Source organism: Actinomadura sp. 6N118 (assembly GCF_044326415.1).
Classification (GTDB): domain Bacteria; phylum Actinomycetota; class Actinomycetes; order Streptosporangiales; family Streptosporangiaceae; genus Spirillospora.
The window spans coordinates 1-26564 of the sequence record NZ_JBIRAZ010000040.1 but is presented as its reverse complement, the minus strand read 5'-3'; the positions used below and the strand labels follow the sequence as shown (position 1 = coordinate 26564).

25 protein-coding genes and 1 riboswitch are annotated in these 26564 nt (G+C 67.6%); of the genes, 20 read left to right on the top strand and 5 right to left on the bottom strand.

Annotation, left to right across the window (positions count from 1 at the left end; genetic code table 11):
• Positions 1–49: 49 nt before the first annotated feature.
• The gene (locus tag ACH34W_RS52305) at positions 50–979 is read right to left on the bottom strand and encodes an S-adenosyl-l-methionine hydroxide adenosyltransferase family protein (RefSeq protein WP_395968767.1); all 930 of its coding nucleotides are present in this window, start codon (positions 977–979) and stop codon (positions 50–52) included.
• 184 nt (positions 980–1163) lie between these two features.
• On the opposite strand from ACH34W_RS52305, the gene ACH34W_RS52300 reads away from it, so the two are divergent.
• The 3 genes from ACH34W_RS52300 to ACH34W_RS52290 all read left to right on the top strand — a co-directional run bounded on the left by ACH34W_RS52300 (position 1164) and on the right by ACH34W_RS52290 (position 3443).
• Positions 1164–1484 (top strand): DUF3263 domain-containing protein, encoded by a 321-nt coding sequence (locus ACH34W_RS52300; protein WP_395968766.1) that lies wholly within the window; start codon positions 1164–1166, stop codon positions 1482–1484.
• 19 nt (positions 1485–1503) lie between these two features.
• Positions 1504–2313 carry a trehalose-phosphatase gene (otsB, locus tag ACH34W_RS52295; protein ID WP_395968765.1) on the top strand — a complete coding sequence of 270 codons (810 nt, stop codon included), beginning with the start codon at positions 1504–1506 and terminating at the stop codon, positions 2311–2313.
• A 248-nt stretch (positions 2314–2561) separates the two neighbouring features.
• The gene (locus ACH34W_RS52290) at positions 2562–3443 is read left to right on the top strand and encodes a hypothetical protein (RefSeq protein ID WP_395968764.1); all 882 of its coding nucleotides are present in this window, start codon (positions 2562–2564) and stop codon (positions 3441–3443) included.
• 133 nt (positions 3444–3576) lie between these two features.
• Here the strand turns inward: ACH34W_RS52290 and ACH34W_RS52285 are convergent, their stop codons facing one another.
• A complete protein-coding gene (locus tag ACH34W_RS52285) occupies positions 3577–4161 on the bottom strand; it encodes a PadR family transcriptional regulator (protein WP_395968763.1) in 585 nt (194 codons plus the stop codon).
• 415 nt (positions 4162–4576) lie between these two features.
• Positions 4577–7027 carry a serine/threonine protein kinase gene (locus ACH34W_RS52280; RefSeq protein WP_395968762.1) on the bottom strand — a complete coding sequence of 817 codons (2451 nt, stop codon included), beginning with the start codon at positions 7025–7027 and terminating at the stop codon, positions 4577–4579.
• 56 nt (positions 7028–7083) lie between these two features.
• On the opposite strand from ACH34W_RS52280, the gene ACH34W_RS52275 reads away from it, so the two are divergent.
• A complete protein-coding gene (locus ACH34W_RS52275; RefSeq protein ID WP_395968761.1) occupies positions 7084–7635 on the top strand; it encodes an RNA polymerase sigma factor in 552 nt (183 codons plus the stop codon).
• Positions 7636–8024: 389 nt separating this feature from the next.
• Positions 8025–9032, top strand: coding sequence for a sulfotransferase family protein (locus ACH34W_RS52270; protein ID WP_395968760.1), 1008 nt, complete (start codon positions 8025–8027; stop codon positions 9030–9032).
• A 64-nt stretch (positions 9033–9096) separates the two neighbouring features.
• Here ACH34W_RS52270 and ACH34W_RS52265 read toward each other — a convergent pair whose 3' ends face one another.
• The gene (locus ACH34W_RS52265) at positions 9097–10560 is read right to left on the bottom strand and encodes a trehalose-6-phosphate synthase (protein WP_395968759.1); all 1464 of its coding nucleotides are present in this window, start codon (positions 10558–10560) and stop codon (positions 9097–9099) included.
• 253 nt (positions 10561–10813) lie between these two features.
• Here ACH34W_RS52265 and ACH34W_RS52260 point away from each other — a divergent pair, with 253 nt between their 5' ends.
• The 9 genes from ACH34W_RS52260 (at position 10814) to ACH34W_RS52220 (ending at position 18638) form a co-directional block, all read left to right on the top strand.
• On the top strand, positions 10814–11773 hold the full coding sequence (locus ACH34W_RS52260; protein ID WP_395968758.1) for a cation diffusion facilitator family transporter: 960 nt from the start codon (positions 10814–10816) through the stop codon (positions 11771–11773).
• A gap of 166 nt (positions 11774–11939) precedes the next feature.
• Positions 11940–12081, top strand: a riboswitch (SAM riboswitch).
• Between the two features lie 16 nt (positions 12082–12097).
• Positions 12098–13342, top strand: a complete 1245-nt coding sequence (gene thrC / locus ACH34W_RS52255) for a threonine synthase (protein ID WP_395968757.1) — start codon at positions 12098–12100, stop codon at positions 13340–13342.
• Positions 13343–13473: 131 nt separating this feature from the next.
• Positions 13474–13752 carry a MoaD/ThiS family protein gene (locus tag ACH34W_RS52250; RefSeq protein ID WP_151561740.1) on the top strand — a complete coding sequence of 93 codons (279 nt, stop codon included), beginning with the start codon at positions 13474–13476 and terminating at the stop codon, positions 13750–13752.
• Positions 13753–13833: 81 nt separating this feature from the next.
• A complete protein-coding gene (locus ACH34W_RS52245) occupies positions 13834–14457 on the top strand; it encodes a hypothetical protein (RefSeq protein ID WP_395968756.1) in 624 nt (207 codons plus the stop codon).
• 370 nt (positions 14458–14827) lie between these two features.
• The gene (locus ACH34W_RS52240) at positions 14828–15103 is read left to right on the top strand and encodes a recombinase family protein (RefSeq protein WP_395968755.1); all 276 of its coding nucleotides are present in this window, start codon (positions 14828–14830) and stop codon (positions 15101–15103) included.
• Entirely contained in the window at positions 15096–16709 is a 1614-nt protein-coding gene (locus ACH34W_RS52235; RefSeq protein WP_395968754.1) for an IS200/IS605 family accessory protein TnpB-related protein, read from the top strand. The genes ACH34W_RS52240 and ACH34W_RS52235 overlap by 8 nt, the downstream gene beginning before the upstream one ends.
• Before the next feature lie 15 nt (positions 16710–16724).
• Entirely contained in the window at positions 16725–16874 is a 150-nt protein-coding gene (locus ACH34W_RS52230; RefSeq protein WP_395968795.1) for a cold shock domain-containing protein, read from the top strand.
• Positions 16875–17531: 657 nt separating this feature from the next.
• Entirely contained in the window at positions 17532–18086 is a 555-nt protein-coding gene (locus ACH34W_RS52225) for a hypothetical protein (RefSeq protein WP_395968753.1), read from the top strand.
• 126 nt (positions 18087–18212) lie between these two features.
• The gene (locus tag ACH34W_RS52220; RefSeq protein ID WP_395968752.1) at positions 18213–18638 is read left to right on the top strand and encodes an HIT family protein; all 426 of its coding nucleotides are present in this window, start codon (positions 18213–18215) and stop codon (positions 18636–18638) included.
• Between the two features lie 207 nt (positions 18639–18845).
• Here the strand turns inward: ACH34W_RS52220 and ACH34W_RS52215 are convergent, their stop codons facing one another.
• Complete coding sequence (locus ACH34W_RS52215) at positions 18846–20144, bottom strand: hypothetical protein (protein WP_395968751.1); 1299 nt, start codon at positions 20142–20144, stop codon at positions 18846–18848.
• Positions 20145–20474: 330 nt separating this feature from the next.
• Between ACH34W_RS52215 and ACH34W_RS52210 the strand changes: the two genes are divergently transcribed.
• From ACH34W_RS52210 to ACH34W_RS52185, 6 genes are all read left to right on the top strand, one after another.
• On the top strand, positions 20475–20756 hold the full coding sequence (locus ACH34W_RS52210) for a hypothetical protein (protein ID WP_395968750.1): 282 nt from the start codon (positions 20475–20477) through the stop codon (positions 20754–20756).
• Between the two features lie 365 nt (positions 20757–21121).
• A complete protein-coding gene (locus ACH34W_RS52205) occupies positions 21122–22300 on the top strand; it encodes a tyrosine-type recombinase/integrase (RefSeq protein ID WP_395968749.1) in 1179 nt (392 codons plus the stop codon).
• Positions 22301–22474: 174 nt separating this feature from the next.
• The gene (gene groL / locus ACH34W_RS52200) at positions 22475–24100 is read left to right on the top strand and encodes a chaperonin GroEL (RefSeq protein WP_395968748.1); all 1626 of its coding nucleotides are present in this window, start codon (positions 22475–22477) and stop codon (positions 24098–24100) included.
• 394 nt (positions 24101–24494) lie between these two features.
• Positions 24495–25097, top strand: coding sequence for a phospholipid scramblase-related protein (locus ACH34W_RS52195; RefSeq protein ID WP_395968747.1), 603 nt, complete (start codon positions 24495–24497; stop codon positions 25095–25097).
• A 52-nt stretch (positions 25098–25149) separates the two neighbouring features.
• Positions 25150–25740, top strand: a complete 591-nt coding sequence (locus ACH34W_RS52190) for a phospholipid scramblase-related protein (RefSeq protein ID WP_395968746.1) — start codon at positions 25150–25152, stop codon at positions 25738–25740.
• A gap of 57 nt (positions 25741–25797) precedes the next feature.
• The gene (locus ACH34W_RS52185; protein WP_395968745.1) at positions 25798–26145 is read left to right on the top strand and encodes a hypothetical protein; all 348 of its coding nucleotides are present in this window, start codon (positions 25798–25800) and stop codon (positions 26143–26145) included.
• Positions 26146–26564: the final 419 nt, after the last annotated feature.

The window sequence follows — 26564 nt, the reverse complement described above, 5'->3', positions numbered from 1 at the left end:
CGTGCATGCAGTGCGCATGGTGACTGCGCCTCGGCCGGACATGACGCCGTCAGGGAGTGGGGGAGATCCGGATGCGGGCGCCCGGTGGGAGACCGAGACGCTGGGCGGCGTCGCCGGAGTTGACGGCCAATGCCACGCAGCCGACCGAGTCTGCGTAGGCGACCAGTTCGCCCGGGGGTACGGAGCCGAAGGTCTCCCGGTAGGGGACGCTGAAGGTGCGGCGGTGGTGGGGCTCGGCGCCTTGGAGACGAGCGGTGACGCCGAGGGTGATCGTGAGGGACTCCCCGGGATGGGCGCCCAGCTGGTCCAGGTCGGCTCGCGTCAGCGAGAGCTGGATGTTGCCGAAGCGATCGACCGTGAGCACTTCGCCCTCCGCCCCGCCGTTCTGAACGCGTCGCGTCGGGGAGGGGAGCGTGATGAGGCTTGCGGGGTCCAGGGGGCGCCCGACGGCCGTGATGTCGAGGCCGCTCGCCAGCTGCGCGGCGACGGGCGTGAAGATGTCGCGCCCGTGGAACGTGGCGGAGACCGGCTCCAGCCAGAGCTTGGAATTGGTGAGTTCGAACGCGCGCGGCTCGTTCGGCGCCGACGTGGCCTCCCCGGCCGGGGTGCGCCACGGTGCGAGTGAGTACGTTCCGCCAGGCGCCAGACCGCGGGCGGCCCACGACAACAATCCGTTGTCAGGGCCCACGAAGATCCGGTCACCGGCCTCGATGGCGATGGCGCGCCGGCTCGTACCCACACCGGGGTCGACGACCGCGACGTGCACCCCCGGCGGGAGGTACGGGACGGTCTGCGCCAGCACCGCGGCGCCGCGCCGCACGTCACCCGCCGGAACGAGGTGGGTGATGTCGATGATCCGGACGTCCGGGGCGATCCGCGCGGCCACGCCGTGACAGGACGCGACGAACCCATCGTCAAGCCCGTAGTCGGTAAGAAATGTGATGCACTGACGCGCCTTGGCGCTCGTACCGTCACTCAACGGAACCCACCTCCGTTGCCTGAGCGTAACGTTGGGCCGTTCCGTCAGAACACCCGGAACTTGTCGGCGGGGACGCGTAGCATGGCACCCGGCCGAACCCGGACGACCCGGGATTAGTGACCACAGAGGGGACCTCATGCGAGAGGCCAACGCCCCTGGTGACGGCCCCCATCAGGACGGAAGCATGAACGATGGTCCAACGCTGCACCCACCCGTGACCGACGGCTTGGAAGACGACGGCGCCTTCCCAGCCGATCTCCTCTCCGAGCGTGACCGCCAGATCCTCGCCTTCGAGCGGCAGTGGTGGAAATACGCCGGAGCCAAGGAGCAGGCGATCCGCGAACAGTTCGACATGTCGGCGACGCGGTACTACCAGCTCCTCAACATTGTCATCGACCGACCCGAGGCGCTCGCACACGACCCGATGCTGGTCAAGCGCCTTCGCCGGATGCGCTCACAGCGTCAACGGCAACGCGCCGCGCGGCGACTCGGCATCCGGCCGTGACGTGACCAAAACTGGTCACGTGAACCTTTCTTTGACCGCCGTCGGCACGGACGGCCTCGACGCTATCCGCAACCACCCCCGCGGAGCCGTGCTCGGCTTCGACTTCGACGGCACACTCGCGCCGATCGTGGACGATCCCGAGGCGGCCCGGGCCCACCCCCGGGCGGCCGCGACCCTGGCCCGCCTGGCCCCGCTCGTGGGCTCGCTGGTGATCGTCACCGGCCGTCCCGCGGCGACCGCCGTGGAGTACGGCGGCTTCGAGGGCATCGACGGCCTCGTGGTGCTCGGGCAGTACGGCCTGGAGCGCTGGGAGTCGGGCACCATGACGGTGCCCGAGCCGCCTCCCGGTGTCGCCGAGGCCCGCGCGAAGCTGCCCGACGTCCTCGCGGCCGCCGGGGCCCCGGACGGCACGTTCGTCGAAGACAAGGGTCAGGCGCTCGCCGTGCACACCCGCCGCACCGCCGAGCCCGAGGTCGCCCTCGAACGCCTGCGCGGCATCATGAACGCGCTCGCCGAACGCACCGGTCTCGTCGTCGAGCCCGGCCGCCTCGTGCTGGAGCTGCGCCCGCCCGGCATGGACAAGGGCATCGCCTTCCGGAGCTTCATCGATTCTCTGGGTGACGGGCCGCCGTCCGCCGTCCTCTTCGCGGGCGACGACCTGGGTGACCTGACCGCCTTCGACACCATCGACGCACTCCGTGCCGAAGGCATCCCGGGCCTCAAACTCTGCAGCGGCTCCACCGAGGTCACGATCCTCGCCGAACGTGCTGACCTCGTAGTGGACGGCCCGCAAGGCATAGTCGAGTTCCTGGAAAACCTCCTCCCGTAAGGGTCCAATCGCGTGCATGGTGTCGCTCTTTGTGTTTGGCGTGACTCATTTCTGTGAGGAGTTGAGTTGTCACGCCTAACGGAGGGCGGCTGCATGTGGGGTTTTGCCTGTGTCCATAAGTGACAACAGGGGCGTGACTGATTAGCGTCTTTTGGTGTTATTCCGGGGTCGCATGTTGATAAGGCGTCCAATTGCGTCAAACTATGGGCGGCATCTCGGTGGAGTACGGGGGGACGGGAGCGTTGGACATGCAGCCAGGAACACCGCGAAGACCCGGCGACGTTCCGCCGAAGGGCGAGCCCGAGTCGTTCCACTACCAGCAAGGGCATCCGTCCGGGGCCTATGCGGCGGACGTGGAGGGGATGTCCGTCACGACCGGGCCCATCGGCGTGCGGGAGACCAGCGGCGTCGAGGTGCGACTCGGTTCGCAGTCGGGCCGGAGCCGCGCGCTGGCGGAACGGCGGAAGCGCGCAGGACGGCGCAGGGGGCTCATCCTGATCGCGGTCGTCGCCGGCGTGGTCACGGTGATCGCGGGTGGTGCGCTGATCGCGCTCGGGTTCGGGGAGAAGAGCGGCGGGGGCGATGACCCGCCGGCTGACTCGCGGCTCCAGTCTCAAGGGGTCGTGCCCAAAAGCGGGACGCCGGTCGTCGTCACGACGGCCGAAGGCGCCCAGTACCGGATCGCGGCTGTGAACGGGGGAGTCAGCGCCGACGGCGAGCCGACCGTGCAGTCGTCACCGCTGCCCGCCGGGTCTGCGGTCGCCTACATCGACTATGTGTTGAGCAACCCGACGGACCAGAAGGTCCTGCTCGACCCTCCTGGTGACGTGTTCGTGAAGCGCAGCCTTGTCGCGAGGCAGGCGCGCGGCCGTTGCATGTGGCAGGCGGGGGTGCCGGAGACCATGTGCACTCCGCCGACGCAGAGCGAGGTCATGCGCCGCATCTCCGGTGGCCAACTGGAAGCGGGTGATGGTGGCGACAAGTACATGCCGCCCCGCTCGTCCTACCTGATCCGCGCGATGGTCGAGGTGCCTGTCGACAGGCGACTGACAAGGAACGACCTGCGGCTCTACATCTGGCAAAAGCGTTTCGTCACCGGGGAGGCCCAGCCGGCTCTGTTCCCCAACTGACCAGCAAGAACGTGCCCCGCAGCCGTTGGGAGCGTCTGCTCTTGTCATGTGCGTCCATGACCTGGCGGACCCGGGAAATGGAAGGGCCGCATCGTGATCTGAGTCGAGTGATCACGATGCGGCCGGGGTGGGGTTACTCGGCTGCGGGGTCATCGGCGAGGATTCCGTAGAGGCGGCGGCGGGCGTCGTTGACGACGTCCAGGGCGCGTTCCTTCTGGCTTTCGCTGCCGACGTTCATGACCTGGTGCAGCGCGCCCATGAACTGTCCGATGGCCTCGCGACCGCGCAGGGCGTTCTCGCCCGCGGCCTCGGTGACCTCGTCCCATGGGGCGACGGTCTGCTGGGAGGCCTCCTCGCGGCCTGTGTCGGTCAACGAGAAGAGGCGCTTGCCGCCCTGCTCCTCACTGGTGACCAGGCTCTCGTCCTCCATCATCTGGAGCGTCGGGTAGACCGAGCCGGGGCTGGGCCGCCAGACCCCGCCGGTTCGGTTGTCCAGCTCCTGGATCATCTCGTACCCGTGCATCGGCCGTTCGGCCAGCAGGGCGAGCAGCGCAGTCCGGACGTTGCCGCGCCGGGTGCGCCTGCCGCGCCCGCGGCCACCGCCGTGCCGGCCAGGGCCGAATCCGGGTCCGCCGAAGCCTTGGCCCCAGGGGCCGAACGGATCGCCGCGGCGGGGACGCTCTTCGGGGTTCTTGAATCGTTCGTGTCGGGAGTGCATCGCAGTTCTCCTTCTGTAGTGATCGGTTGCGATGCATTAACGATATATCGGAACCTGTCGCGATGCAACTGTCAGGCCATAGGCGCCGCCATCACTGCCGTGGCGCCTACGAGGGCGCGTCGGTATGCAGGCGGCCACAGCCGCGGACGCAGTGACCACGGCGAACCTTTGTAGGAGTTTTGCGTTGGGGCTGACCAGCCCGGGTGACCCGGCTAAGCCATACGGCCCGGCTACGCCGTAGGGCGCGCAGCCGTTGCCGCCCGACGGCGGCACGGAGCGGTCGTCAGTTGGCGCATCCGCCTTCTACTCGCCCGGAACGCGACTGCCCACGCCCCCTGACGCCACGGCGCCTATGGCGTTCGGGCAACGTTGTCGCGTCACCTCGCCCTCGCCCTCGTAATAAGAGCTCAGCCGGTCACTCGGGGGCGGCGAGCTTGAGGTTGTCGAGGATGGTCTTGGCGAGGTTTCGGTTGTCCGTTTCCTTGATCCGGACCCAGGCGCCGAACGTGCCGCTCTTGTCGCGCAGGCCGATTTCGGTGACGGACGGCGTGCCGACCTTGCATGCCGTGAAGCGGGTGATCGTGCCCGAGAGAGCCTTGTCGGGAGAGACGTAGTTCTCCTGGGCGCCCTTCGTGCACTGCGTGTGACGGATGAGTCTTGGCGGCGGCAGTTTCCCGGCGGCCGTGTCGGTGGTCAGGCCCACGAAGACACCCGGGCTCGTTCCGTCGCCCTTGAACGCGGCGGCGCTCGGGGTCGCGCGCAGGACGGGCCGGGCCTTGGAGTCGTTCAGCGCGGCGACCGAGGTGCTCCAGGTGCGCTCCGCCGACTGGAGCGGCCAGGCATTGGGCGCCGCCAGCCTGATCTTGCCGGACGGGTCGGCGATCTGGACGAAGTCCTGCGGGAGGCCGGGCTGCTTAGGTTGACCGTTCCCGCCACCGCCGCCACCTCCGCCGCCGTCGTTGAACAGCGTGCCGAGCAGAAGACCGCCGACCAGCGCGATGGAGAGCACGATCGCGGCGATGATCATCGGTGTCATGAGCTTGTTCTGCTTGCGGTCGCCGGCTCCGGCCCTGGCGCCCGCCGGACCACCGGTCCCGCCTGACCGCCCGGGAAGGCGGACGTTCTTGAGCCTCCCCATCGGGCCGCCCGGCGGTCGCGGCGGCTGCTCGCCACCCGGTCGCGGCGGCTGGAACCCCGTGGGCAACGGGCCCTGCGCGTGACCATGCGGCGGTGGGTACCCAGGACCTCCACCATGCGGGGGCTGCGGGGTCGGGAGAACGGTCGTCTTGTCTTCGTCGTCAGGCGGCATCTGCGGGCCCGGACCAGGAGGTGCCTGGTAGGTGGGAGGTAGCGGGACAGCCACCGTACGGTCGTCATCAGGAGACGCAGGAGGCTCTCCGGGGCCATACTGCGGGCCGCCCCCACCCGGAGGCCGCGCCGGGCCGGGCTGGTCCACGATCGTCTTCTCGTCCTCGGGGACGCCCCCGTGAGGTCCCGGCCGGTCGCCTGGACGGGGTGGCACACGCATCTCGGAGGTGCGGATGTCGTCGTCAGCCGCCGTCCGGTCCTCGCGTGTGGGCGGCTCCGGTTCGACCGGGAAAGGTGCCCGAGGTTGCCCAGGCGCTACTGGTTGCTCCGGCGCGGGCGGGACAGGACGGCCGCCGCGCTGCTGCTCAGCCGGGTAGCCGCCAGGAGGGCCGTACTGGCCTGCCTGTCCTGGTCGCTCCTGCTGCGGGCCGCCAGGCTGGGCTCCGCCCGGGTAGGGCGCGCCTGGCTGTGCTGCGCCTGGCTGTGCTGCGCCTGGCTGTGGGGCGCCTGGCTGTGGGGCTCCGGGACGTGGAGACCCTGGCTGCCCGGTGCCGGCCGGACCTGGGCCAGCCGGAGCACCAGCGCCGGGTTGGGGACGGTCGGCTGCAGGAGGCGCCTGACCAGGCGTGACCTGGCCGGCTCCGGCCACGGGGCGCCTGGACTCGCCGGGCGACGCGGGTCGTTGGGGGCCCACGTACTCGTCCTGGATGGTCGAGTCCAGGCTCGGGGGCTCTGCCCGCATGGGGTGTGGCGTTCCGGGCGGCATGGTCGGCCGGAGCGTGGAGAGGGCCTCGGCAAAGGCTTCGGCGGTCGGCCAGCGCTTCTCCCGTTCGACCTCCAGGGCCCGGAGGATCACCTGGTCGAGCGCGGGCGGAATGCCCTCGCGAAGCGCGCTGGGCGGGGACTTGACCGGGGCAGGTCCCGGGGGACGGCCCGTGAGCATGTGGTACGTGAGCGCGCCGAGCCCGTAGACGTCGGCCCGCACGTCGAGCCCGCCGCCGAACCGCGCCTGCTCGGGCGACATGTAGCCGGGTGTGCCGACCGGCAGCGTGAACGCGCCGGAGGCGTGGGCGAGGGCCTTGGCCAGGCCCAGATCGGCGATCAGGAGCTTCTCGCCGCCGTCCCGGGTGGACTGGAACAGCACGTTGGAGGGCTTCAGATCGCGGTGGATCACGCCGAGGGCGTTGATCACCTCGACGCCGTACGCGATTTCCTCGGCGAGGACAAGGGCGTCGTAGACCGGAAGTGGCCGTTCCCTCATCCGGTCGGCGAGCGTACCGCGATCGGCGTACGACATCACGAAGTAAGGGCGTCCGTCTGGTAGCTCGCCGATGTCGTGGACGCGAACAAGGCGTTCCGAGTCGGCGCGGCGCAGGATCCGCGCCTCCTCCAGGAAACGATTGCGCACGTCGAGGTCGTCGATGAGGCTTCCGGACAGCACCTTGATCGCGACCTGGGCTTCCAGCGCGTCGTCGTGCCCCAGCCACACTGAGGCAAACGCCCCGGACCCCAGGACGCGATCGATTCGGTAACGGCCGACCGTTGGTGGGAAGGACACTCCCGTATCATGCCCAACAAACGGGGTGTGTGTGCGAACGAGCATGAGGCGCGGCGATGGCATTCGACGAGCGGACCGAAGAACTGGCCGTCAAGGCGGCCCAGGGGGATCAGGCGGCCCTCAACGAACTTCTGCGTAAGATTGAGCCTGATGTGATGAGACACAGCTCACGCTTCCTGCCGTGCAGGCAGGACGCGGAGGAGGCCTGCCAGGACGCGCTCCTGCAGGTGGCTCGGAACATCCACAGGTTCGAAGGGCGGTCCAGGTTCAGCACCTGGCTGCATGTGGTGGTGGCCAACTCGGCGCGTTCGACCTACCGGTCGCTGAAGCGCCGTTCGGTCGAGCAGGCGGGCGAGTTGCCCCAGCAGCGGCCTGACCCGCGGCGTACAAGCGTCATCGCGGGATCGAGGGTCGACATCCTCGACGCGATGGAGGACCTGGAGGCCCGCAAGCCGGACCTCATCCAGGCCCTGGTCCTGCGCGACGTGTCGCAACTGGAGTACGCGGAGATCGCCGAGCAGCTCAAACTGCCCCTCGGCACGGTCAAGTCGCGTATCCACGAGGCCCGCAAGCAGGTCCGCCAGACTCTCGGCGAGTCCTACACCTGACGCGGCGTTCCCACGGGACCGGCTGGGTGCTGGTCGCTTGGGCTAGCCGTGTCCGACACGCCGATCGCGCCGATCACGGCGTCGCCGCTGGTGAACGCGGTGGCGCCGTGTCCTGGGTGCAAAGTGTCCCGGTGCAAAGAAATCTTTGCGCGCCGTGTCGACCGGGAGGTCGGCCATGGCGAACTCTGGTTGAGCGCGGGCATCGGTCTGGTCTGTGCGGCGCCGGCGCGGCGTCGGTTGGGGCGCAGCGCCGGATCGGGGAGCTTCGTACAGGGTTGGTATGGGGCGTCCGGTGGCCGTCAAGCATCGGTAATGCCTCAGCAAGCGTGCGGCTAGGCGCAATGTGTCGCATGGGTGGGTCGGCAAGCATTCCGTGCATGTCCTCAGGCATGGCTTTCCAATCCGACCGGCCGATCTTTGTCATCGGATGCCCCCGGTCGGGGACGACGCTGCTGCAGCTGATGCTGCACTCCCATCAGCGGATCGCGATCCCGGCCGAGACGCGGTTCCTGCTCCCCGCGTATTCGGCCCGGTGCGACTTCGGTGACCTCCGCGACAGAGACAACAGGCGTGCGCTCGCGGAGTGGATCACCGGCCGCAAGGAGACCAAGTTCAGGGATCTCGGGCTCGACGCCGCGGAGGTCGTTGAGGAGATCGTGGCGGGTCCGCCGACGATGGGCTCGGCGCTGGGCATCGTGTTCCGTGCGTACGCCCGGAAGTTCGACAAGCCGCGCTGGGGTGACAAGCGGCCCAGCTACTTCAAGCATGTGCCCACGCTCTTGCGGATGTGGCCGAACGCCCAGTTCGTGCACCTCATCCGGGACGGCCGGGACTGCGTCGCGTCTCTCAAGGAGATGCCTTGGTACAAGCTTGACATTCACCACGCGATCTCTGCGTGGCGCGAGGCGATCGATTTCGGGCGGCGGTACGCGGCGAAGCTCGGGCCCGACACCTACTACGAACTGCAGTACGAGCGGCTCGTGGCGGACCCGGCCGACGAGCTGGCCCGGCTTTGCATGTTCCTGGGCGAAGATTTCCATTCCGAGATGACCCAGCCGCAGGACATCGCCCGGCTGACCGTTCCGCCGCAGAAGAAGTGGCACAACCTGACACAAACCGCCGTCACGTCGGGCCGGGTGGGGTCGTGGGCCCAGCGCCTTGAACCAGAGGAGATCGCCCTGGCCGAGTCTGTGCTCAGTGAGCGTCTGACCGAGTACGGCTACACGCTCAGCGGTGCGCCGCGCCCGGGCCCGGCCATGCTCGCGCGGTTCGCCAAGACGGCCACGCATCGGCGGGTGGCGCATCGCAAGCAGGACCTGCGGGACCGCTGGCAGCGCCGGTACGAGCCGGGGCCGGTGGAGTGCCTGCTCACCACGCAATCGCCCACGCCGGCCTGAGTCCTCGCGGCGGGTTCGGCGGCAGGCGCCGTCTTGCCGAAAGCCCTGGACCCGCCACGCTCGGTCAGTCGAGCGCGGCGAGCTGGTCGCCGAACCACTGCTGCGGGGGGAGCGCGGTCGCCGCGGCCGCCAGCCGGGCGCAGCGTTCGGCGCGTTCGTCCTCCGGCATCAGGAGCGCCTGGTGCAGGGTCTCGGCGGTCTGCGAGACGTCGAACGGATTGATGATCAGCGCGTCCTCGGCGAGTTCCGAGGCCGCGCCGGCCTCGCGGGACAGCACCAGCGCCGAGCCCCGCTCCGACAACACGGGGCCTTCTTTGGCGACGAGGTTCATGCCGTCGCGGATCGGGTTGACCAGGAGCACGTCCGCCATCCCGTAAGCCGCCAGGGAACGCGGGAAGTCGTCGTTCACCTGCAGGATCAGCGGCTCCCAGTCGGGTGTCCCGAACTCGTCGATGATCTGCTTGGCCATCCGCTGCACCGCCGCCGTGTACTCGCGGTACTCCGGCAGATCGTGCCGCGACGGGTAGGCGAAAGCCAGGTGCACCACCCGGCCTCGCCATTCCGGATGGTTGGTGAGCATCTCGCGGTACGCGGCGAGGCCGCGCACGATGTTCTTGGAGAGCTCGGTCCGGTCGACACGGACGATCAGCTTCCGGTCGCCGACCTGCTCGCGCAGCGCCTCGGCTCGCGCGGCGACGTCCGGCTCGGCGGCGCGCCGGCGCAGCGCTTCGCCGTCGATGCCCAGGCCATGGACGCCGATCCGGGTGACATGCCCGGCGCAGGTGACCGTACGGGCGGCACGGTCGACGCGTACACCGCTCAGGAAACGCTCGCAGCAGTCGAGGAACGCCATCGCCCATCGCTCCGTGAGGAATCCGACGTGATCGGCGCCGAGGATCCCCTCCAGAACCTGCGCGCCGATGTCGTCGGGCAGCAGCCTGTAGTACTCCGGCGGCGCCCAGGGCGTGTGCGAGAAGTGCACGATTTTCAGGTCAGGGCGGCGGTCGCGGAGCATCCGCGGGGCCAGCGACAGGTGATAGTCCTGGATCGCGGCCTTCGCTCCCTGCGCGGCGTCGCGGGCCAGAGCGTCGGCGAACGCCGCGTTGTACGCCTCGTACGACTGCCAATCCCGGCGTGAACGAGCATCGAAGTGCGGCGCGCGCGGGGTGTCGTACAGCAGGTGGTGAACGAACCACAGGGTCGAGTTGGCGACGGCGTTGTAGGCACGATGGAACGTCGCTGCCGGGATGTCGAGCATCCGTACGGCCGCGCCACCCGTGTCATGGCCTGCTTCGTCCAGCCGCCCGTCCGGCGCCTGCCGCGCGGCGGCCCGGTCGGCCTCGCCCAGGGCCGCGCACACCCACAGCACATCCGCCGAGGACTCTGGCGCGGGCCGCCCCGGGCCGCCGGTCACCGCGGCCAACCCGGAGACGAGACCGCCGCCGCCGCGCCGCATGGTCAGCGAGCCGTCGTCGGACAGGGAGAACGACACCGGACCACGGTTGGACGCCACCAGCACTTGGCTCATACCCGAAGGGTCTCAGTTGGTGCCCAGCCACATCAAAGTGACCCAGGTGAAACTCAACGTGACATCGGCGAGTGGCCCCGCCACCGCAGGTAGCGGCCCCGGTTTGGGAGCGGCGAGTCGCCCCGCCGCGGCGGGGCGACTCGCCACACCGCCGCGGCCCAAAACCGGCTTCCTCAGCAATGAGCCATCGCGCTGGCATTGCGTGTTGCGGTGGCCTCGGCATCTCGGGAGGTTTTGCGGGTAGGCGGTGCGAATGAGCAGGGCCGAGACGAAGAAGACGGTGCTCGTCGCTGGGGCGGCAAACCTCATCCTCGCTGTCACCAAGCTGGTGGCGGGGGCGCTCGCCGGTTCGGCCGCGATGTTGGCGGAGGGGGCGCACTCGATCGGCGACACGCTCAATCAGGCGTTCCTGCTGACGTCGTTGCGGCGCAGCGCGCGGCCGCCGGACCGGCGGCATCCGTTCGGGTACGGGAATGAACGCTATTTCTGGTCGCTGCTCGCCGCGTTCGGCATCTTCGTGGCGGGGGCGGGCTATTCGATCTTCGAGGGCATTCTGACGATCATCGGCCGTGGGCACGGTGGCGAGCAGGTCTGGCTGGCGTTCGCGGTGCTGGGGCTGGCGGCCGTTCTGGAGGGCGGCTCCTGGATCCGCGCGTACACGCAGGCACGCCGGGAGGTCCGCGACAGCGACCGTGACCTTGACCTCGTGGAGCACGTGCGGCGGACGCCCGACATCACGTTCAAGGCGGCGCTCTTCGAGGACACGGCGGCGATGATCGGTCTCGCGCTCGCCGCCGCCGGGCTGACGCTCCGGGAGGTCACCGGCTCGTCGTTCTGGGACGGGCTCGCGTCGATCTTGATCGGCCTGCTGCTGGTCGTGGTCGCGTTCACGCTCGGCCGGGACAGCCGGTCGCTGCTCATCGGCCAGGCCGCGGATCCGGCCGACCAGCGCGCGATCCGCGACGAGATCATTTCGGCCCCGGGTGTGAACGGCATCGACGAGCTGCTGACCATGCACTTCGGTCCAGATGATCTCCTGGTGGCGGCCAAGGTCCACTTCTCGGACGACATCAGCGCCGACGAGGCCGAGGACATCGCCGGTGAGATCGACCAGCGTCTCCACGAGCGGCTGCCGATCGTTCGCCACGTCTTCCTCGACCCCACCCAGGAGGACACAAAGCCGCAGGGCTCCGAACAAGCCGCAGGGCGCTGAGCAAGCCGCAGGGCGCTGAGGAAGCCGCAGGGTGCTGAGGAAGGCCTGCCGGGTTGAGTGATCTTGACGGTGCCCGGGTAATGTCTCATCTCGTGAGATCCGGCTGTCTGGCATCCGGTCAGATCAGGTAAAGTCACGCACACAGCTTGAAAACACAACTGAATAACGCTCATCCAGAGGGGTGGAGGGACCGGCCCTGCGAAGCCCCGGCAACCACCTGGCTTGTGTGCGCTCGCGATCCTGCGAGGCCGGCCAGGAAATGGTGCCAACTCCGGCCTGTGACCAAGGCGGCACAGGGAAGATGGGGAGAAAGGCCTCGCTTTCATGGCACTTACGCCTGCCACCAACCTCGGACCCGCTACCGCTCTCGTGTGCCGCGAATGCGGCAACACCAGAGATCTCGGCCCGCACTACGCGTGCGAGGAGTGTTTCGGTCCACTCGAGATCAAGTACGACTTCGACGATGTGACCCGCGCCTCGATCGAGGCGGGCCCCCAGAACATCTGGCGCTACCGCGGGCTGCTGCCTGTTCCGGAGAACGTCGCGGAGACCCCCAACACCGAGCCCGGCCTGACGCGCCTGGTGCGCGCCGACCACCTGGCGGAGTCGCTCGGATTGCAGCGGCTGTGGGTGAAGGACGACAGCGGCAACCCGACCCACTCGTTCAAAGACCGCGTCGTCGCGGTGGCGCTGGCCGCCGCCCGCGAGCTGGGCTTCAAGGTGCTGGCCTGCCCGTCCACCGGCAACCTCGCGAACGCGGTGGCGGCGGCAGCGGCGCGCGCGGGCATCCGCAGTGCGGTCTTCGTGCCGTCCAACCTGGAGTCGCAGAAGATCATCACGACCGCGGTCTACGGCGGGACGTTCGTGACGGTCGACGGCAACTACGACGACGTCAACCGCCTCGCCTCGGAGATCGCGGGCGAGCAGGAAGACTGGGCGTTCGTCAACGTCAACGTGCGGCCGTACTACGCCGAGGGCTCCAAGACCCTGGGCTACGAGATCGCCGAGCAGCTCGGCTGGCGGCTGCCCGACCAGATCGTCATCCCGATCGCGTCCGGCTCGCAGCTCACCAAGATCGACAAGGCGTTCCAGGAGTTCATCAAGCTCGGCCTGGTCGAGGACAAGCCCTACAAGGTGTTCGGCGCGCAGGCCGCCGGCTGTGACCCGGTGTCCGCCGCGTTCAAGGCCGGGCATGACGTCGTACGCCCGGTCAAGCCGGACACCATCGCGAAGTCCCTCGCGATCGGCAACCCCGCCGACGGCCCGTACGTGCTCGACATCGTCCGGCGCACCGGCGGCGCGATCGAGGACGTCACCGACGAGCAGGTCGTCGAGGGCATCCGGCTGCTGGCCCGCACCGAGGGAATCTTCGGCGAGACCGCGGGCGGCGTCACGGTCGGCACCCTCAAGAAGCTGACCGAGAGCGGCGCGCTCGACGCGTCCGCCGAGACCGTGATCATCAACTCCGGCGACGGCCTCAAGACCCTGGACGCGATCGCGCCGGTGGTCGCGCCGACCGCCAACATCGCCCCGTCCCTCGAGGCCTTCCGCGCCGCGGGCATCGCCTGAGGCGAGCGATGACGCCACGGTGGGGCGGGCCTCTGCTCATTCCATCGCGTCCCGGCGCCGCCGCCTTGGGGGCGGCGCCGGGTCCGCAAGCCACCTGAAATACCGATCGAACTGTTGAGGAGTTCCTGAAGATGAGCACGGTCTCTGTGCGGATCCCGACGATCCTGCGGACCTACACCGGCGGTGAGGCGGAGGTGAAGGCCGAGGGCGAGAACCTGCGCGCCGTGGTCGCCGACCTGGACGCCGGCTACGCCGGAATCGCCGCCCGTATCCTCGACGACAACGGTAAGATCCGCCGCTTCGTCAACGTGTACGTGGGCGACGAGGACGTGCGCTTCGCCGACGGCCTGGACACCCCGACCCCCGAGGGCTCCCAGATCTCCATCATCCCCGCCGTGGCCGGCGGCTGACGCTCTTCCTAGAACGTGCTAGGCCGGTACTGGCACCGTGCGGGAGTGCTTTTGTCCTGATAGATCGGGTAAGACGCCCGCATGGGGATAGCGGAGGACATCGCGGGTGCCGTGCTGGCTCACCCCAGCGTTAGCGAGGTGGAGCTGATCGGGTCCCGGGCGCGCGGCCACGCGACCGAGTTGTCGGACTGGGACTTTCATGTCGCTGCCGAGGACTTCGGTCAGGTGGCTGCGGACCTGCCCGGGCTCGTTTCTCCGTACGATCCGATCGCCGCCCAGTGGGACCCGCTCGGTGATTACGAGAGCTATCTGCTCATCTTCAGCGGGCCGACCAAAGTCGACCTGATCTTTCCTGATGTGGCGCGCAGTTGCAATCCGCCCTGGCGGGTCGGACCCGACACTCTTGCCGCAGTCGACGCGCATTTCTGGGATTGGTCGTTGTGGCTGGTCAGCAAGCGTCGCCGCGGCATGACCGACCGCGTACGAGGCGAACTGCTCAAGATGAGCAGGCATCTCCTAGAGCCCCTCGGCATCGCGGTCATTCCCCGTTCCCTCGAGGAAGCCGCAGCCCGATATGTGCGGGCGAGGGACCGGCTGGAGACGCGCTACGGGTTCCGTTTGTCGCGGCGTCTTGAGGAGGAAGTGCTGCCGCTCGTACGGGCGTCCGATGGTGACCATTACCGGCCGTCAGGTCTTCGGTCGTAAGGGCTGTCACCGGCATCAGGTCACATATATGGTCGAGCCCGATCACGCCGAGTCGAACCCCGCCGCGGCCCTGAGGGTCACGGAGACACGGGCGCTGGTCGACGGGCCTCGCGGTCGAAGGGGCGAGGACCGCAAGCGTTGACCGTGGCCGGGGCCACGGACGAGCGGCAGGTTTCGGTATGGCTCAGGGCACAGTCAAGTGGTTCAACGCCGACAAGGGGTGGTGAACTGCCTGTCCGGAAGTGTGTTTGAGTGTGCATAGGGTTACTTTTGCGTACAGTCTGTGACTGTGAATCTCACTGAGTGGGCGCGGGCGCAGGGGATTTCTCCTCATACGGCGTATCGCTGGTTTCGCAACGGGACACTTCCCGTGCCCGCTCAGCGGGTCGGTTCGCGGACGATCCTGGTGAACATCCAGGCGGCCGCTGCCCCAGAGGTGATCGGTGGCGTGGGTTTGTATGCCCGCGTCTCCTCGCACGACCAGAGGGCGGACCTGGAGCGCCAGGTCACACGCTTGTCGGAGTGGGCCGCCAAGGCCGGACACAATGTGGTGCGCGTTGAAGCGGAGATCGGGTCCGGGATGAACGGCCGCCGCTCGGCCCGTAACCGGGCGCAGAAGGCGTTGGAGGCGGCCGAGCATGGCTGATCTGCGTGAGATCGCGCCGAGCTTTGTGGCGCCGGTGCCGTCCGGGGTAGCGATCCGGGACCGGCTGAAGAACCTCACTCCGCTGGACGAGGACGTCCTGCGCATGGTGGGCGCGGATCTGGGGTCGTTGGCCGGAACCGACCTCAAGGCGCGCTGTGCGGCCGGGCTCGATCACGACACCGGCCAGTGGGCTGAACGTAAACGCGCTCTGACCGCCGAAGCGTCGTCTCGGTGGGCCGGGAGCATCACCAAGGCCACCCATGACCAGTGGAACCTGGCGTGGCGCTGCCAGCTGGCTCACATCCAGTCGCTTGAGGCCGGCATCGCGGCGATCGAGCACCGCTTGTCGTTGCCGCTGGGTGAGGTCGGTTCGAAACGGGCGCCGGGCGGTTACCGGTCACGGCGGGAGTGGTTCGTCAAGACCCGCCGCCTGCAGTTGCTCCGGGATCGGCTGCAGACCGAACGCGCTGACCGTCAAGCAGGGCGGGTGCGGGTGGTGCGGGGCGGTAAGCGGCTGGCGCGCAACCGGCACAACCTGGAGGCCGCCCAGCTCACCGAGGACCAGTGGCGGCAGCGGTGGGAGGCCTCGCGCTGGTTCCTGCAGGCCGACGGTGAATCAGGCAAGCGGTTCGGGAACGAGACCATCCGCGTCACCCCGGACGGTGCGGTCTCCATCAGGCTTCCGGCCCGGCTGTGTCACCTGGTCAACGCCCCGCACGGCCGGTACGTGCTGACCGGCACGGTGTCGTTTCGGCACCGGGGCGACGCCTGGCGCGACCGCGTGACCGCGAACCGGGCCGTCGCCTACCGCATCCACCACGACACCGGCCGGGGCCGCTGGTACCTGACCGCCTCTTGGACGATCCCGCCGGTCCAGACCGTGCCGCTGGACACGGCGCGGGCAGGCGGCCTGATCGGTGTGGACACCAACGCCGACCACCTGGCCGCATGGCGGCTGGACGAGCACGGCAACCCGTGCGGCCGGCCACGTACGTTCGGCTATGACCTGTCCGGCACCGCCCAGCACCGCGACGCTCAGGTGCGGCACGCCCTGATCCGGCTGCTGCACTGGGCTCACCGCCAGGGCGTCGCCATCGCGGTAGAAGACCTGGACTTCACCGCCGACAAGACCCGGGAGAAACACGGCCGCCGCAAACAGTTCCGGCACCTGATCTCTGGCATGCCCGTCGCCAGGCTACGGGCCCGGCTGGTGTCGATGGCGGCCGAGCTCGGCATCGCAATCGTGGCCGTCGATCCGGCCTACACCAGCAAATGGGGCACCCAGCACTGGCAGCAGCCCACCAGCACACCCACCAGGAAGACGTCCCGTCACGAGGCCGCGGCCATCGCGATCGGGCGACGCGCCCTCGCGCACCCGATCCGGCGACGGACGGCACCGCCCCCACACGACCAGAGCGATCGTGCGGGGCATCGGACCGCCCAGGCCAGACCAGGAGCCAGAGGCCGTGAGGAAACCCGCCCCCGCATCCCCGGACCACCGACACGATCGGCCGGGACCGGAAGCGGCGCGAACGCGGGAGACCAGGACACCCAACACCGTTCGGAGCGTCCGGCCGAGCACACACAACCCATGCTCAGTCCCTAGGAACGGTACGGCTTCATCGCGGTCGACGGTGGCCGGGATGTGTTCGTCCACTACTCGGCCATCCAGATGGACGGCTACCGCAGCCTCGAACAGGGTCAGCGAGTCGAGTTCGAGATAACGCAGATCGACAGAGGCCCGCAGGCGGACGCAGTCCGAGCTATCTGACATTTTCGTGCCACCCAAGTCCGCAGGTGCCGGAGCCGTCCGACCCACCTGAGGCCGGTTCCGTCCGTGCGATCTGAGACAGCCGCGTCATCCGAGGCTGTTCGAGTCTCCTCCCACCGCGTTTGCCCGGCGTTCCGTGCCAGAGCTGCTCACGTGGCGGCAGCGCCGGCAAGCCAGGCACACCCCTCCCTGAGCTGCCCGGGCGCATCGAAGAGGGTGTCTTTATCAGGGTTCGTAGGGCTTTGTCCCAGGTGGGGACGGTTTCGGGTAGGTAGATCGGCCTGAACTGGACGAGGATGTTCGGCGCTTGCACTCGGCAGGGTGGAGTGATCATGAGGAGGCCGACTGAGCCTCTGACCTGCGAACGGGCGTCCCCACCGTGCTCGACCGGGGCCGCCCGTTCCGCGATTGTTCCGCGAAGCGGTCGATCTGTCCTGACACCCGCCTTGCAAAGCCGATCATGGACATGATCGCTGACCAGGCGATCCCCTGGCCTCCGCTCCCCGGCCGATCTTCCCGCAAGCGACCGTGAGTCCCCGTAGATCCCCCTGCCAACGGGCACGCAACGGGCACGATTCCGGATCTTGTTCTCCAGACTTGAAGTCACTGGCAAGATGCCGAACCACCAGATCATCACGCCACACGGAGAGGGCTTCCATGAGCAACGCGTACTCACCCGTTCGTGAGCTGAACCTCCTCAAAGAGCTCCAGGATCGGTCCCCGGGTTACTACTCGGGCGGGTTCGAGTTGCGGGACTTCGGCTACGATCCCGGGCTAGCCGAGTGGTTCGACCTGAAAAATCCGCACGACTTGGAGTTCCTCGACCGGCTGATCCCTTTCGCTCAGGCCAGCACTTCAGGATCCTTCTTCGCGCTGTGGAAGTGCGACGACCGGGAAGATCTCGCCACGCTGCCTGTGATCCGGTTCGGTGACGAGGGCGACCTCGACGTCGTTGCGCGGGGCCTGCGGGAGCTGTTCGAACTCCTCGCTCTCGACAGTGAGAGCTTCGACCTTGAAGGTCCCGACGAGGGTTATTACGACACCGAGGACGGCCACACAGATGGCCACAGCGCGTACCTCGAATGGTTGGAGGAGAACTTCGGGCTTGCGCCGCCGGAAGACCCGGACAGCATGCTCGACCGCGCTGAACAGGAGTTCGGTGCCCGATTCCGCGATTGGTTGCGACAGTTCGCGCCCGGTGACTGGACCTGAGGGAAATGACGACCCTGGCGTCCATAGGAGCGACCTCCCCGCACAGGCCTCCACCTGAGCTTCCCAGAGTCAGAGGCCCCGCCGGAGGCATGTTCCGCACCCGGCCGAGTCTGGGACTCTGCTTGGATGACCGGCGATTGCCCTTTCTGCGCGATGGGTTCGGGTGAGGCCGATGCTGACCTCGTCGCCTTCAGAACTGATCGAGTTTTCGTTTCGGTAGCCAAGAAACAACGTCCCGCCAATCCTGGGCACGTGCTCGTCTGCCCAATGGCGCACGCAACCACGTTGTACACAGTCGAGCCAGCCTTGCTCATGGAGGTGGTGAGCGTGGTAGCCCAGGTGACGCGCGCTGCTCCGTCGGCGTTCGGCGCTGTGGGAACCACTGTCCTCAACAACAACGACGCCCCTGACCAAGTGATCTCTCATCTCCACGTGCACGTGATCCCGCGCTTCTGTGGTGACAACCTGGTGATACCCAACCCGGACAAGGCCGCGGCGCCCCGAGACCTTCGGGTCGAACTCGCGGCGAAACTGCGGTACGCGATGAGCTGAGCCCGGGGCGGCGGCGCGTACCCCGTGACCGCCGTCAGCCGGGCGGCCGGGCCGGGGCGGTGGCTTTCGCGCGGCCGCCTTCGGCCCGCCGGGTTGGGACCGGCCCCCAGGCCGCACGCCCGCCCCGGCGTCGCCGGGCGGGCGGTGCGGTGGCGCGAAGCGCCGCCGCCCTTGATACCTAAAAGCTGAATTCGGCAGGCTGGCGGGTCAGGTGAGTTGCTCGGGGCGGTACGTGCGCAGGGCCTCGCGTGCGGCCAAGAGTCGTTCGTAGAACTGTCCGGCGAGTGGCTCGGCGGGGTATCGCTCGTCCAGGACCTCGGCGAGATCCTGTCCTCGCATGGCCAGGTCGTAGTTCTGGCGGTTGTACTCGAACGCGGCTAGCCCCTGGCGGACGGCTTCGTCGAGATCTCCTCGGCGGGCGTGGACGATCGCGAGATTGACCCTGGCGTCACCTGATCGCATGGGGGCGTTGCTGGTTCCGTCTGGCCTGTCGTGGCGGGTGAGGACCTCTTGCGAGTACTCCTCGGCGCGTTCGTCGTCGCCTTGGCTGGTGTAGATCGTGGAGGCGTAGAACACCCACTTGGAGTGGTCGAACACAAAGTGGTGATCTGGCCGTGACGGCGTGGGGAGGCGGTTGAGGACTTGGGCGCCTCGTTCCAGGGCCTCTCGGGTTTCGGTGCGGAAGCTGGTCCCGAGTCGGGAGTACGCCTGAGCCTCTTTCAGCGTGAGTTGGACCGTGGCGTTGCTGTTGCCTGAGAACTGCTGCCCTCGCTGGGCGGCGTCTAGTACGTCCTCGTAGCAGCCTTCAACGAGTCCGAACCATGCAGACATCTCATACGCCCAGCCCATGAGTTCGCCGTGCCCGGTCTGCTTGCCCATCTGGTAGGCGGTCTGGCGTGCCACCTCGGCCTGTTCCCGCTGCCCGAGGTCGTAGTGCAGACAGCCCAGGAGGGCCGACAGCCATCCGGCCTGAACGAGTATCTCCCGCTGCTGCTCGAAAGTGAGCGGGCCCTTCAGCAGATCGAGAACGAACTTCATGCGGCGCTTCGTGCGGTCACGCAGGACGGCAGCGTCCGTTACGGGGTAAGCGCGGCAGAGGAGGTCAACCGCCTCCTCAATGATCTCCAGGGTGCCAGCTCCGATGGCGGAGACCTCGGTCAGGCGGGCCAACTCCATCGTGTCGAACAAGGCGGCCTCTGCCCGCATGGCCTCGGCGGGGATCACCCGGCCTTCCAGCAAGGTTTGCCGTTCCCGCTGCTTGGAGGGAGGCACGAAACCGAACTGCTCGGCGGTCCGGCCGCTCAACTCCTGGAGAGCCTTGCGGTAGGGCGGGTGCGGCCAGAGGACCTCGCCTCGTTCCCATCGCCGGATGCGTTCCTCGTCGCAGACGATCCCCTTCTCGATGGCTGTCGGCGTGCGGCATAGCGCATCGGCCATGTCCCGGCGAGTCGGGTAGTTCGCCTCGCGCCACGAGATGAGCTGCACGTTGGGGATCGTGTCCGACATTCGACCTTGCCTCGTCGAGAAAAAGGGGCGAAAAGGGGCCGGTTTGGCGGTCCAGCGGGAACTTGGTGACTGGTTGTCTTCCTGACAGCAAACCGTACGTCATCCGATCACGGCTGACCTTGGTGACCAGGAGGCACGACCGGTGACCCCCCATCTCGGAGAGAACGAGTCAACCCGAGAAAGCCACTGCCCATCGTGCGGAGGGCGGGGCAAGAAGCTGCGTAACTCTCGGCGCCTGCACGTGATCAGCGAGGTTGAGGACGGCCGGATCCCTGTCCGGGTGTGTGACTGCCTGGACTGCGGTGGCTCCGGCCGGGCGGAGGCGGCGTGATGAACGGGGTCAAGGGGGATCATGAACTCTGGTTGCTGGGCGAGCTGTGCAAGGCGCTGGCTCAGCGTGGGATCGTGGTCCAGCTCCGGGACGCGATTCCAGGGCTCACGGTCACCACTCCAAGGGGCGTGTCCGCCTATGTGGTGATGAATGGTCCCCGCTTCACCTGGTGGCGGGTGGACAACAGTCATCCTGTGTCTGACATCGACGGAGCCGCCCGGCGTATCGCCATGTTTCTCCGCCAGGGGGAACAGTCGGGTGCTGGTGGCGCCAGGCCATGAGCGCGGGTCTCGATGCAGATGAGATTGCGGCCGCTGTTGTTGCTCTGAGGCAACGGTTCCGCGTGCGTTCCTGTGGTTCGGAGTCCACACATTCCGGTGGTGGGCTCTGGTTGGTCATGGCTCTTGGCCGCGTCTGGTGGAGGCGGCGAGTCCTGGAGAATTGGCGGCTGTAATTGCGTCGGCGGGCGCGTGGAGCAAGCTCGTGCCTGAACGTCGGTGTTGGCATCCGTGTAAGGGTTCAACTCACGCTCACGGAGCGTGCTGCCTGGCCCTGCGCTGCTTGATAGTCGTGACAGCAGCGGGCCGAGCGGGGTACCTTCTGCCTGGTTAGAGCGCTTGCGGCGTGGGCCTTCAACAAAGTGCGGATGGAGAAGGAAACACCGCCTCCGGAGATTTCGGCAGCGCTGGAATGGATCGAGAGGAAGTCGCTGCCTCTCGCTGAGCTGGTGGATACCGAGGTCCTGGAAAGCGCGCTCAAAGGAATCGCGATCAATCTCGATGGCAGCAAGGCGGCGGCCAATTCGACCAAACGCCGCGACGGGGTGTTCTGGACCTGCATGGACTGGGCCACCAAGAAAAAGAAGGTCTTCGAAGCGAACCCCCTCAACGAGGTGGACTGGAAGCCTCCGGAAACTGTGGTCGAAGTCGCCCCCCGACAGGTGCCCAATCCCGATCAAGCTCGTGCCCTGCTGGCGGCGGTGCTGGTCGTCGCCCCCCAGGTTGGCCGTCACCTGTACGCCTTCTTCGCCTGCATGTACTTCGCGGGGCTCCGGCCGTCTGAGGTAGTCGACCTGGCGGAGGAAGACTGCGACCTTCCTCGCTCTGGGTGGGGACTGCTGAGGCTGGCAGGGTCCAGCCCGGCGGCGGGCAAGAACTGGACTGATGACGGGCGTTACCACGAGCAACGCGGCCTCAAGTCTCGTGCGGAAGGGACTCAGCGGCCTGTCCCCGCCTGCCCGGAACTGGTCACGATCCTTCGGGCTCATATCGAGGAGTTCGGGGCTGGTGACGGCGGTCTGCTGTTCCGCAGTCAGCGGGGCAACAGACTGGCGCCGGTGAGCTATGAATCGGTGTGGCGCCGGGCACGTGCTCATGCACTCACCCCGGCCCAGCTCGCCACGCCGCTAGCGGAACGTCCCTACGATCTTCGGCACGCTTGTCTGTCGTTGTGGCTGCGTAGCGGGGTGAGCGAGATCGAAGTGGCGGCTCGGGCGGGTCACTCGGTGGCGATGCTCCAGAGCACTTACGCGCACTGCATCGACGGGGACCGGGACCTGATGAACAAGCGGATCGAGGCCGGTCTTGGCAGCCCAGGGCAGGGCCTCACGGAACACACGGAACAAGCGGGTGCTTGGTCGCCCGACCGGCGGGGGTCTGTTCCGCGATTGTTCCGTGAACGGCGGATTACGGTCACCTACAGCGGCGGTCAGCGGAGCACGCCTCGCGGGGGTACGGGAGGGTTTGTCCCAGGTGGGGACGGTTTCGGGCAGGTAGATCGGCCTGACCTGGACGAGGATGTTCGACGCTTGCACTCGGCAGGGTAGAGTGCTAAAAAACGGTTGGCACTCGCCTGTGGAGAGTGACAATCCCACAGTCTGGGTCGGGGCGATGAGGCCTTGTTCTCGGCGGCGGAATGGAAGCCGTTCGAGGTGGGGCCGTCCGTCGCGGGCGTCGGCTCGATCCGTCATAGCCACCTTGTTCCGGGAGGACTGGAGCCTATGGCTGCAAAGATGATCGCGTTCGACGAGGAGGCCCGCCGCGGCCTTGAGCGCGGCATGAACCAGCTCGCTGATGCCGTGAAGGTCACCCTTGGGCCCAAGGGCCGCAACGTCGTTCTGGAGAAGAAGTGGGGCGCCCCCACGATCACCAACGACGGTGTATCGATCGCCAAGGAGATCGAGCTCGAGGACCCGTGGGAGAAGATCGGGGCCGAGCTCGTCAAGGAAGTCGCCAAGAAGACCGACGACGTCGCCGGTGACGGCACGACGACGGCGACCGTCCTTGCTCAGGCGCTGGTCCGTGAGGGCCTGCGCAACGTGGCCGCCGGCGCCAACCCGATGTCCCTCAAGCGGGGCATCGAGGCTGCGGTGGAGCGCGTGAGCGAGGAGCTGTCCAAGCTCGCCAAGGACGTGGAGACCAAGGAGCAGATCGCTTCCACGGCCTCCATCTCCGCCGGCGACCCGCAGATCGGCGAGATGATCGCCGAGGCGATGGACAAGGTCGGCAAGGAAGGCGTCATCACCGTCGAGGAGAGCAACACCTTCGGGCTCGAGCTCGAGCTCACCGAGGGCATGCGCTTCGACAAGGGCTACATCTCGCCTTACTTCGTGACCGACCCCGAGCGGATGGAAGCGGTCCTCGAGGACCCGTTCATCCTGATCGTTCAGGGCAAGGTCTCGGCCAACAAGGACCTGCTGCCCGTCCTCGAGGGCGTCATGCAGTCCGGCAAGCCGCTGCTGATCATCGCCGAGGACGTCGAGGGCGAGGCCCTGGCCACCCTGGTCGTCAACAAGATCCGTGGCATCTTCAAGTCCGTGGCCGTCAAGGCCCCGGGCTTCGGTGACCGCCGCAAGGCCATGCTGGGCGACATCGCCACGCTGACCGGCGGCCAGGTCATCAGCGAGGACGTCGGCCTCAAGCTGGAGGGCACCACGCTCGACATGCTGGGCCGGGCGCGGAAGATCGTGGTGTCCAAGGACGAGACCACGATCGTCGACGGTGCCGGTGACGCCAACGAGATCGCGGGCCGGGTCAACCAGATCCGTACCGAGATCGACAACACCGACTCCGACTACGACCGCGAGAAGCTCCAGGAGCGCCTCGCCAAGCTGGCCGGCGGCGTCGCCGTCATCAAGGCCGGCGCGGCGACCGAGGTCGAGCTGAAGGAGCGCAAGCACCGCATCGAGGACGCCGTTCGCAACGCGAAGGCGGCCGTCGAAGAGGGCATCGTCCCCGGCGGTGGCGTGGCGCTGATTCAGGCCGGCGCTCCGGCGTTCGACAAGCTCGAGCTGACGGGCGACGAGGCCACCGGTGCCGCGATCGTCAAGCGCGCGCTGGAGGAGCCCCTCAAGCAGATCGCTGTGAACGCCGGCCTTGAGGGCGGCGTCGTGGTGGAGAAGGTCCGTAACCTGACCCCAGGTGAAGGCCTCAACGCCGCGACCGGCGAGTACGTCAACATGTTCGAGACCGGCATCCTCGACCCGGCCAAGGTGACCCGTTCGGCGCTGCAGAACGCATCGTCGATCGCGGCTCTGTTCCTCACCACCGAGGCCGTCATCGCTGAGAAGCCGGAGAAGAACCCTGCTCCGGCCATGCCGGACGGCGCCGGCGGCATGGACTTCTGATCGGGTCCTAGCCGTACGACTCCGCACGCATGAAAGGGGCGGTTCCCTACGGGGACCGCCCCTTTTGCATGCGTAGGTGGCTCAGGATTCGCCTTGATGGCCGACGTCGGTCGTACGTACGTCGCGGTGGGCCTGCGCAGGCACCTTCGCTAGCGGTCTCGTGTGTCACTGCAGCGGGCGTTGGCCCCATGGGCGTCCTCCTGGCCTGGTGCGCTTGGCGCGTGGCTTGCTGAGGGGCTTGGAGGCGGGTTTGGTTTGGTCCTGGCCCCGCAGTTGGTCTCTTGCCTCCGGCTTGGGGTAGGCCCCAGGCTTGGGTTCTGGCCTGCGGATCTTGCGGCGCTGGTGGTCAGTTGCCGTTGGTCAGGCGCCGCTTCCCTACAGAGCATGAGGACACGTGAGCGATCTCTTCAACTCCCCGGTCTTGAAGGTCGAGCAACCGCGCCGCATCCCCTCGGCCAAGTCGCAGTACACGATCTCCGACGGCCACGGCGCTCTCCTGGCCAAGGCGTCGGAACGTTCCGTACCGCTGCACCGCCAGGCGACGCGAGCGTTGTTCGGCGACGGTGACGACCGGCGCATGGTTCAGGTGGAGAACGCGCAGGGCGGTGTGCTCCTGGTGATCGAACGGCCGAAGGGCACGTTGGCGACCTGGGTCAGCGCTCCGAACGGCGCGTTGATCGGGTCGATTCGGGCGGACGGCTACAAGTGGCGTTACCTGGTGCTGGACGCGGCCGAACGTCCCGTCGGCAGGTTGGAGGGCAACAAGCTCGCCCGGAAATTCAAGGTGCTGGACGGTGTCGGCGCGCACGTCGCGCAGGTCGACAAGAAGTGGAAGGGCGCGGCGACCGAGGTCCTGACCACTGCGGATCGTTATGCCGTGGAATTCTTCCATCCGCTGCCGGATCCCCTGCGCGTACTTGTCGTGGCGGCGCCGATCGCGCTGGATCTGATGTTGTACGAGGGCAAGGACCTGCCGGATCTCAACCCACTGACATAACTGAGGCCGCAAGGCACTTTCGCGCACCGCCGGAGCTTGGCAGGATCGCCGGGTGAGCGATCTCTTCAATTCCCCGGTTCTCAGGGTTGAGCAACCCCGCAAGGGTCCGTTCTCCAAGACGCAGTACAAGGTGCTGGACGGCGACGGCACGCTCCTCGCGGTCGGCGCCGAGATCAAGGTCCGTTCGCGTGGAGAGTCACTGAAGGCGGTCTTCCCGGGCAAATCCGAGATGGACGCGCGCGCCGTGGAACTGGCCACGCCCGAGGGTGAGCCCCTCCTGCACGTGGACAAGGCCATGGGCAGGATGTTCACGGCGGTACGGCGCCCCGACGGCGAGGTCATCGGGGCCTTCCGTACTGAGCGTGTGGGTCGGCTCTACTCGTTGCGCGACGCCGATGACAAACGCTTTGGTGAGGTCGTGGGCGACGTGCCGCGGCGTAACTTCACCGTGAAGGACCTCGATGGCAACCAGGTGGCGCACGTCCAGAAGAAGTGGGCGGGTGTGGCCACCCACCTGCTGACCACCGCCGACCGGTATGCGGTGGAGATCTCCGATCCGGTGCCGGAACCGCTGCGCACGATGGCTGTCGTGACCGCGATCGCCATGGACCTGCTCCTGCACGAGTCCAAGGACATCACTTAGGCGCAAACGGGCTTCCCGGGCCCCCTGACCGCGAGGTACGTTCCGATCGTGCAGGCCATGCCCGGGCGTTCGAACGGCTGGTGGATCTCACCGGCCATTCCCACGATCGCCAACGCCGTCCTGGCCATGCTGTGGGGTTTCTCGGCCCTCGGCGGCTGGGGCGACGCGGCCTTCTGCGGCGATGCCGACGAGCATGACCCGGCGTGTGGCGCCGACTTCGACATCGCCGTCCGCCTCTCCGCGGGTCCTGCCTGCCTGGCCGTAGCGATCGCCCTCACGGCATGGGCTCTTCCTTCTGTACGTCGCAGCTATGACCGGCTCGACGCCCTCCTTACCGTCGCGGCCTTCATCTGGGTGTTCGCCGAAGGGGTGCTCTTCATAGGCGGTCTCGTAGCCAAGCCCTGAGCTCGACCGCACCCGAATCTCCTGCTTCGTCGTTACCAAACAGGGACAAAGTGGGGAAGCGATGCCGTTTCTACCCGCCTGACCAGGCCATCCATCGCGCGCGAGCAACGCCGCGGTACCGGGAATCGCGACACGTTGCGACTTCTTGCGCCAGCCGGTTTGACGTCCGGTCGGCGTGGGCATACTGTTCTCTTCGCCCCACGGAGAGCGGGACGCCGATTTTTCGGTGGCCGGCCCGAGGGGAAACCACTAACGATCAACGGGTCTGGTTTTCCATGCCCGTACTCCGCGGTGGGTCGGAATGGCTGGTTTTGACAAATCGGCTGGATCTGATGAAATAGCAACGCCCGCCGGAAATGGGGCCGCGAAAGCGGAACCAGGAACGACGGAATCAGAAAAGACCGGAAATTGACAAGCCG

What these genes read in the sequence shown, in the direction of transcription:
- ACH34W_RS52300 (WP_395968766.1), top strand. Translation starts at nt 1,164, where the DNA reads ATGAACGATGGTCCAACGCTGCACCCACCCGTGACCGACGGCTTGGAA.
- ACH34W_RS52290 (WP_395968764.1), top strand. Translation starts at nt 2,562, where the DNA reads ATGCAGCCAGGAACACCGCGAAGACCCGGCGACGTTCCGCCGAAGGGC.
- ACH34W_RS52285 (WP_395968763.1), bottom strand. Translation starts at nt 4,161, where the DNA reads ATGCACTCCCGACACGAACGATTCAAGAACCCCGAAGAGCGTCCCCGC.
- ACH34W_RS52275 (WP_395968761.1), top strand. Translation starts at nt 7,084, where the DNA reads ATGGCATTCGACGAGCGGACCGAAGAACTGGCCGTCAAGGCGGCCCAG.
- ACH34W_RS52270 (WP_395968760.1), top strand. Translation starts at nt 8,025, where the DNA reads ATGGCTTTCCAATCCGACCGGCCGATCTTTGTCATCGGATGCCCCCGG.
- ACH34W_RS52265 (WP_395968759.1), bottom strand. Translation starts at nt 10,560, where the DNA reads ATGAGCCAAGTGCTGGTGGCGTCCAACCGTGGTCCGGTGTCGTTCTCC.
- ACH34W_RS52260 (WP_395968758.1), top strand. Translation starts at nt 10,814, where the DNA reads ATGAGCAGGGCCGAGACGAAGAAGACGGTGCTCGTCGCTGGGGCGGCA.
- thrC (WP_395968757.1), top strand. Translation starts at nt 12,098, where the DNA reads ATGGCACTTACGCCTGCCACCAACCTCGGACCCGCTACCGCTCTCGTG.
- ACH34W_RS52250 (WP_151561740.1), top strand. Translation starts at nt 13,474, where the DNA reads ATGAGCACGGTCTCTGTGCGGATCCCGACGATCCTGCGGACCTACACC.
- ACH34W_RS52245 (WP_395968756.1), top strand. Translation starts at nt 13,834, where the DNA reads ATGGGGATAGCGGAGGACATCGCGGGTGCCGTGCTGGCTCACCCCAGC.
- ACH34W_RS52235 (WP_395968754.1), top strand. Translation starts at nt 15,096, where the DNA reads ATGGCTGATCTGCGTGAGATCGCGCCGAGCTTTGTGGCGCCGGTGCCG.
- ACH34W_RS52225 (WP_395968753.1), top strand. Translation starts at nt 17,532, where the DNA reads ATGAGCAACGCGTACTCACCCGTTCGTGAGCTGAACCTCCTCAAAGAG.
- ACH34W_RS52220 (WP_395968752.1), top strand. Translation starts at nt 18,213, where the DNA reads ATGACCGGCGATTGCCCTTTCTGCGCGATGGGTTCGGGTGAGGCCGAT.
- ACH34W_RS52215 (WP_395968751.1), bottom strand. Translation starts at nt 20,144, where the DNA reads ATGTCGGACACGATCCCCAACGTGCAGCTCATCTCGTGGCGCGAGGCG.
- ACH34W_RS52210 (WP_395968750.1), top strand. Translation starts at nt 20,475, where the DNA reads ATGAACGGGGTCAAGGGGGATCATGAACTCTGGTTGCTGGGCGAGCTG.
- ACH34W_RS52205 (WP_395968749.1), top strand. Translation starts at nt 21,122, where the DNA reads ATGGAGAAGGAAACACCGCCTCCGGAGATTTCGGCAGCGCTGGAATGG.
- groL (WP_395968748.1), top strand. Translation starts at nt 22,475, where the DNA reads ATGGCTGCAAAGATGATCGCGTTCGACGAGGAGGCCCGCCGCGGCCTT.
- ACH34W_RS52185 (WP_395968745.1), top strand. Translation starts at nt 25,798, where the DNA reads ATGCCCGGGCGTTCGAACGGCTGGTGGATCTCACCGGCCATTCCCACG.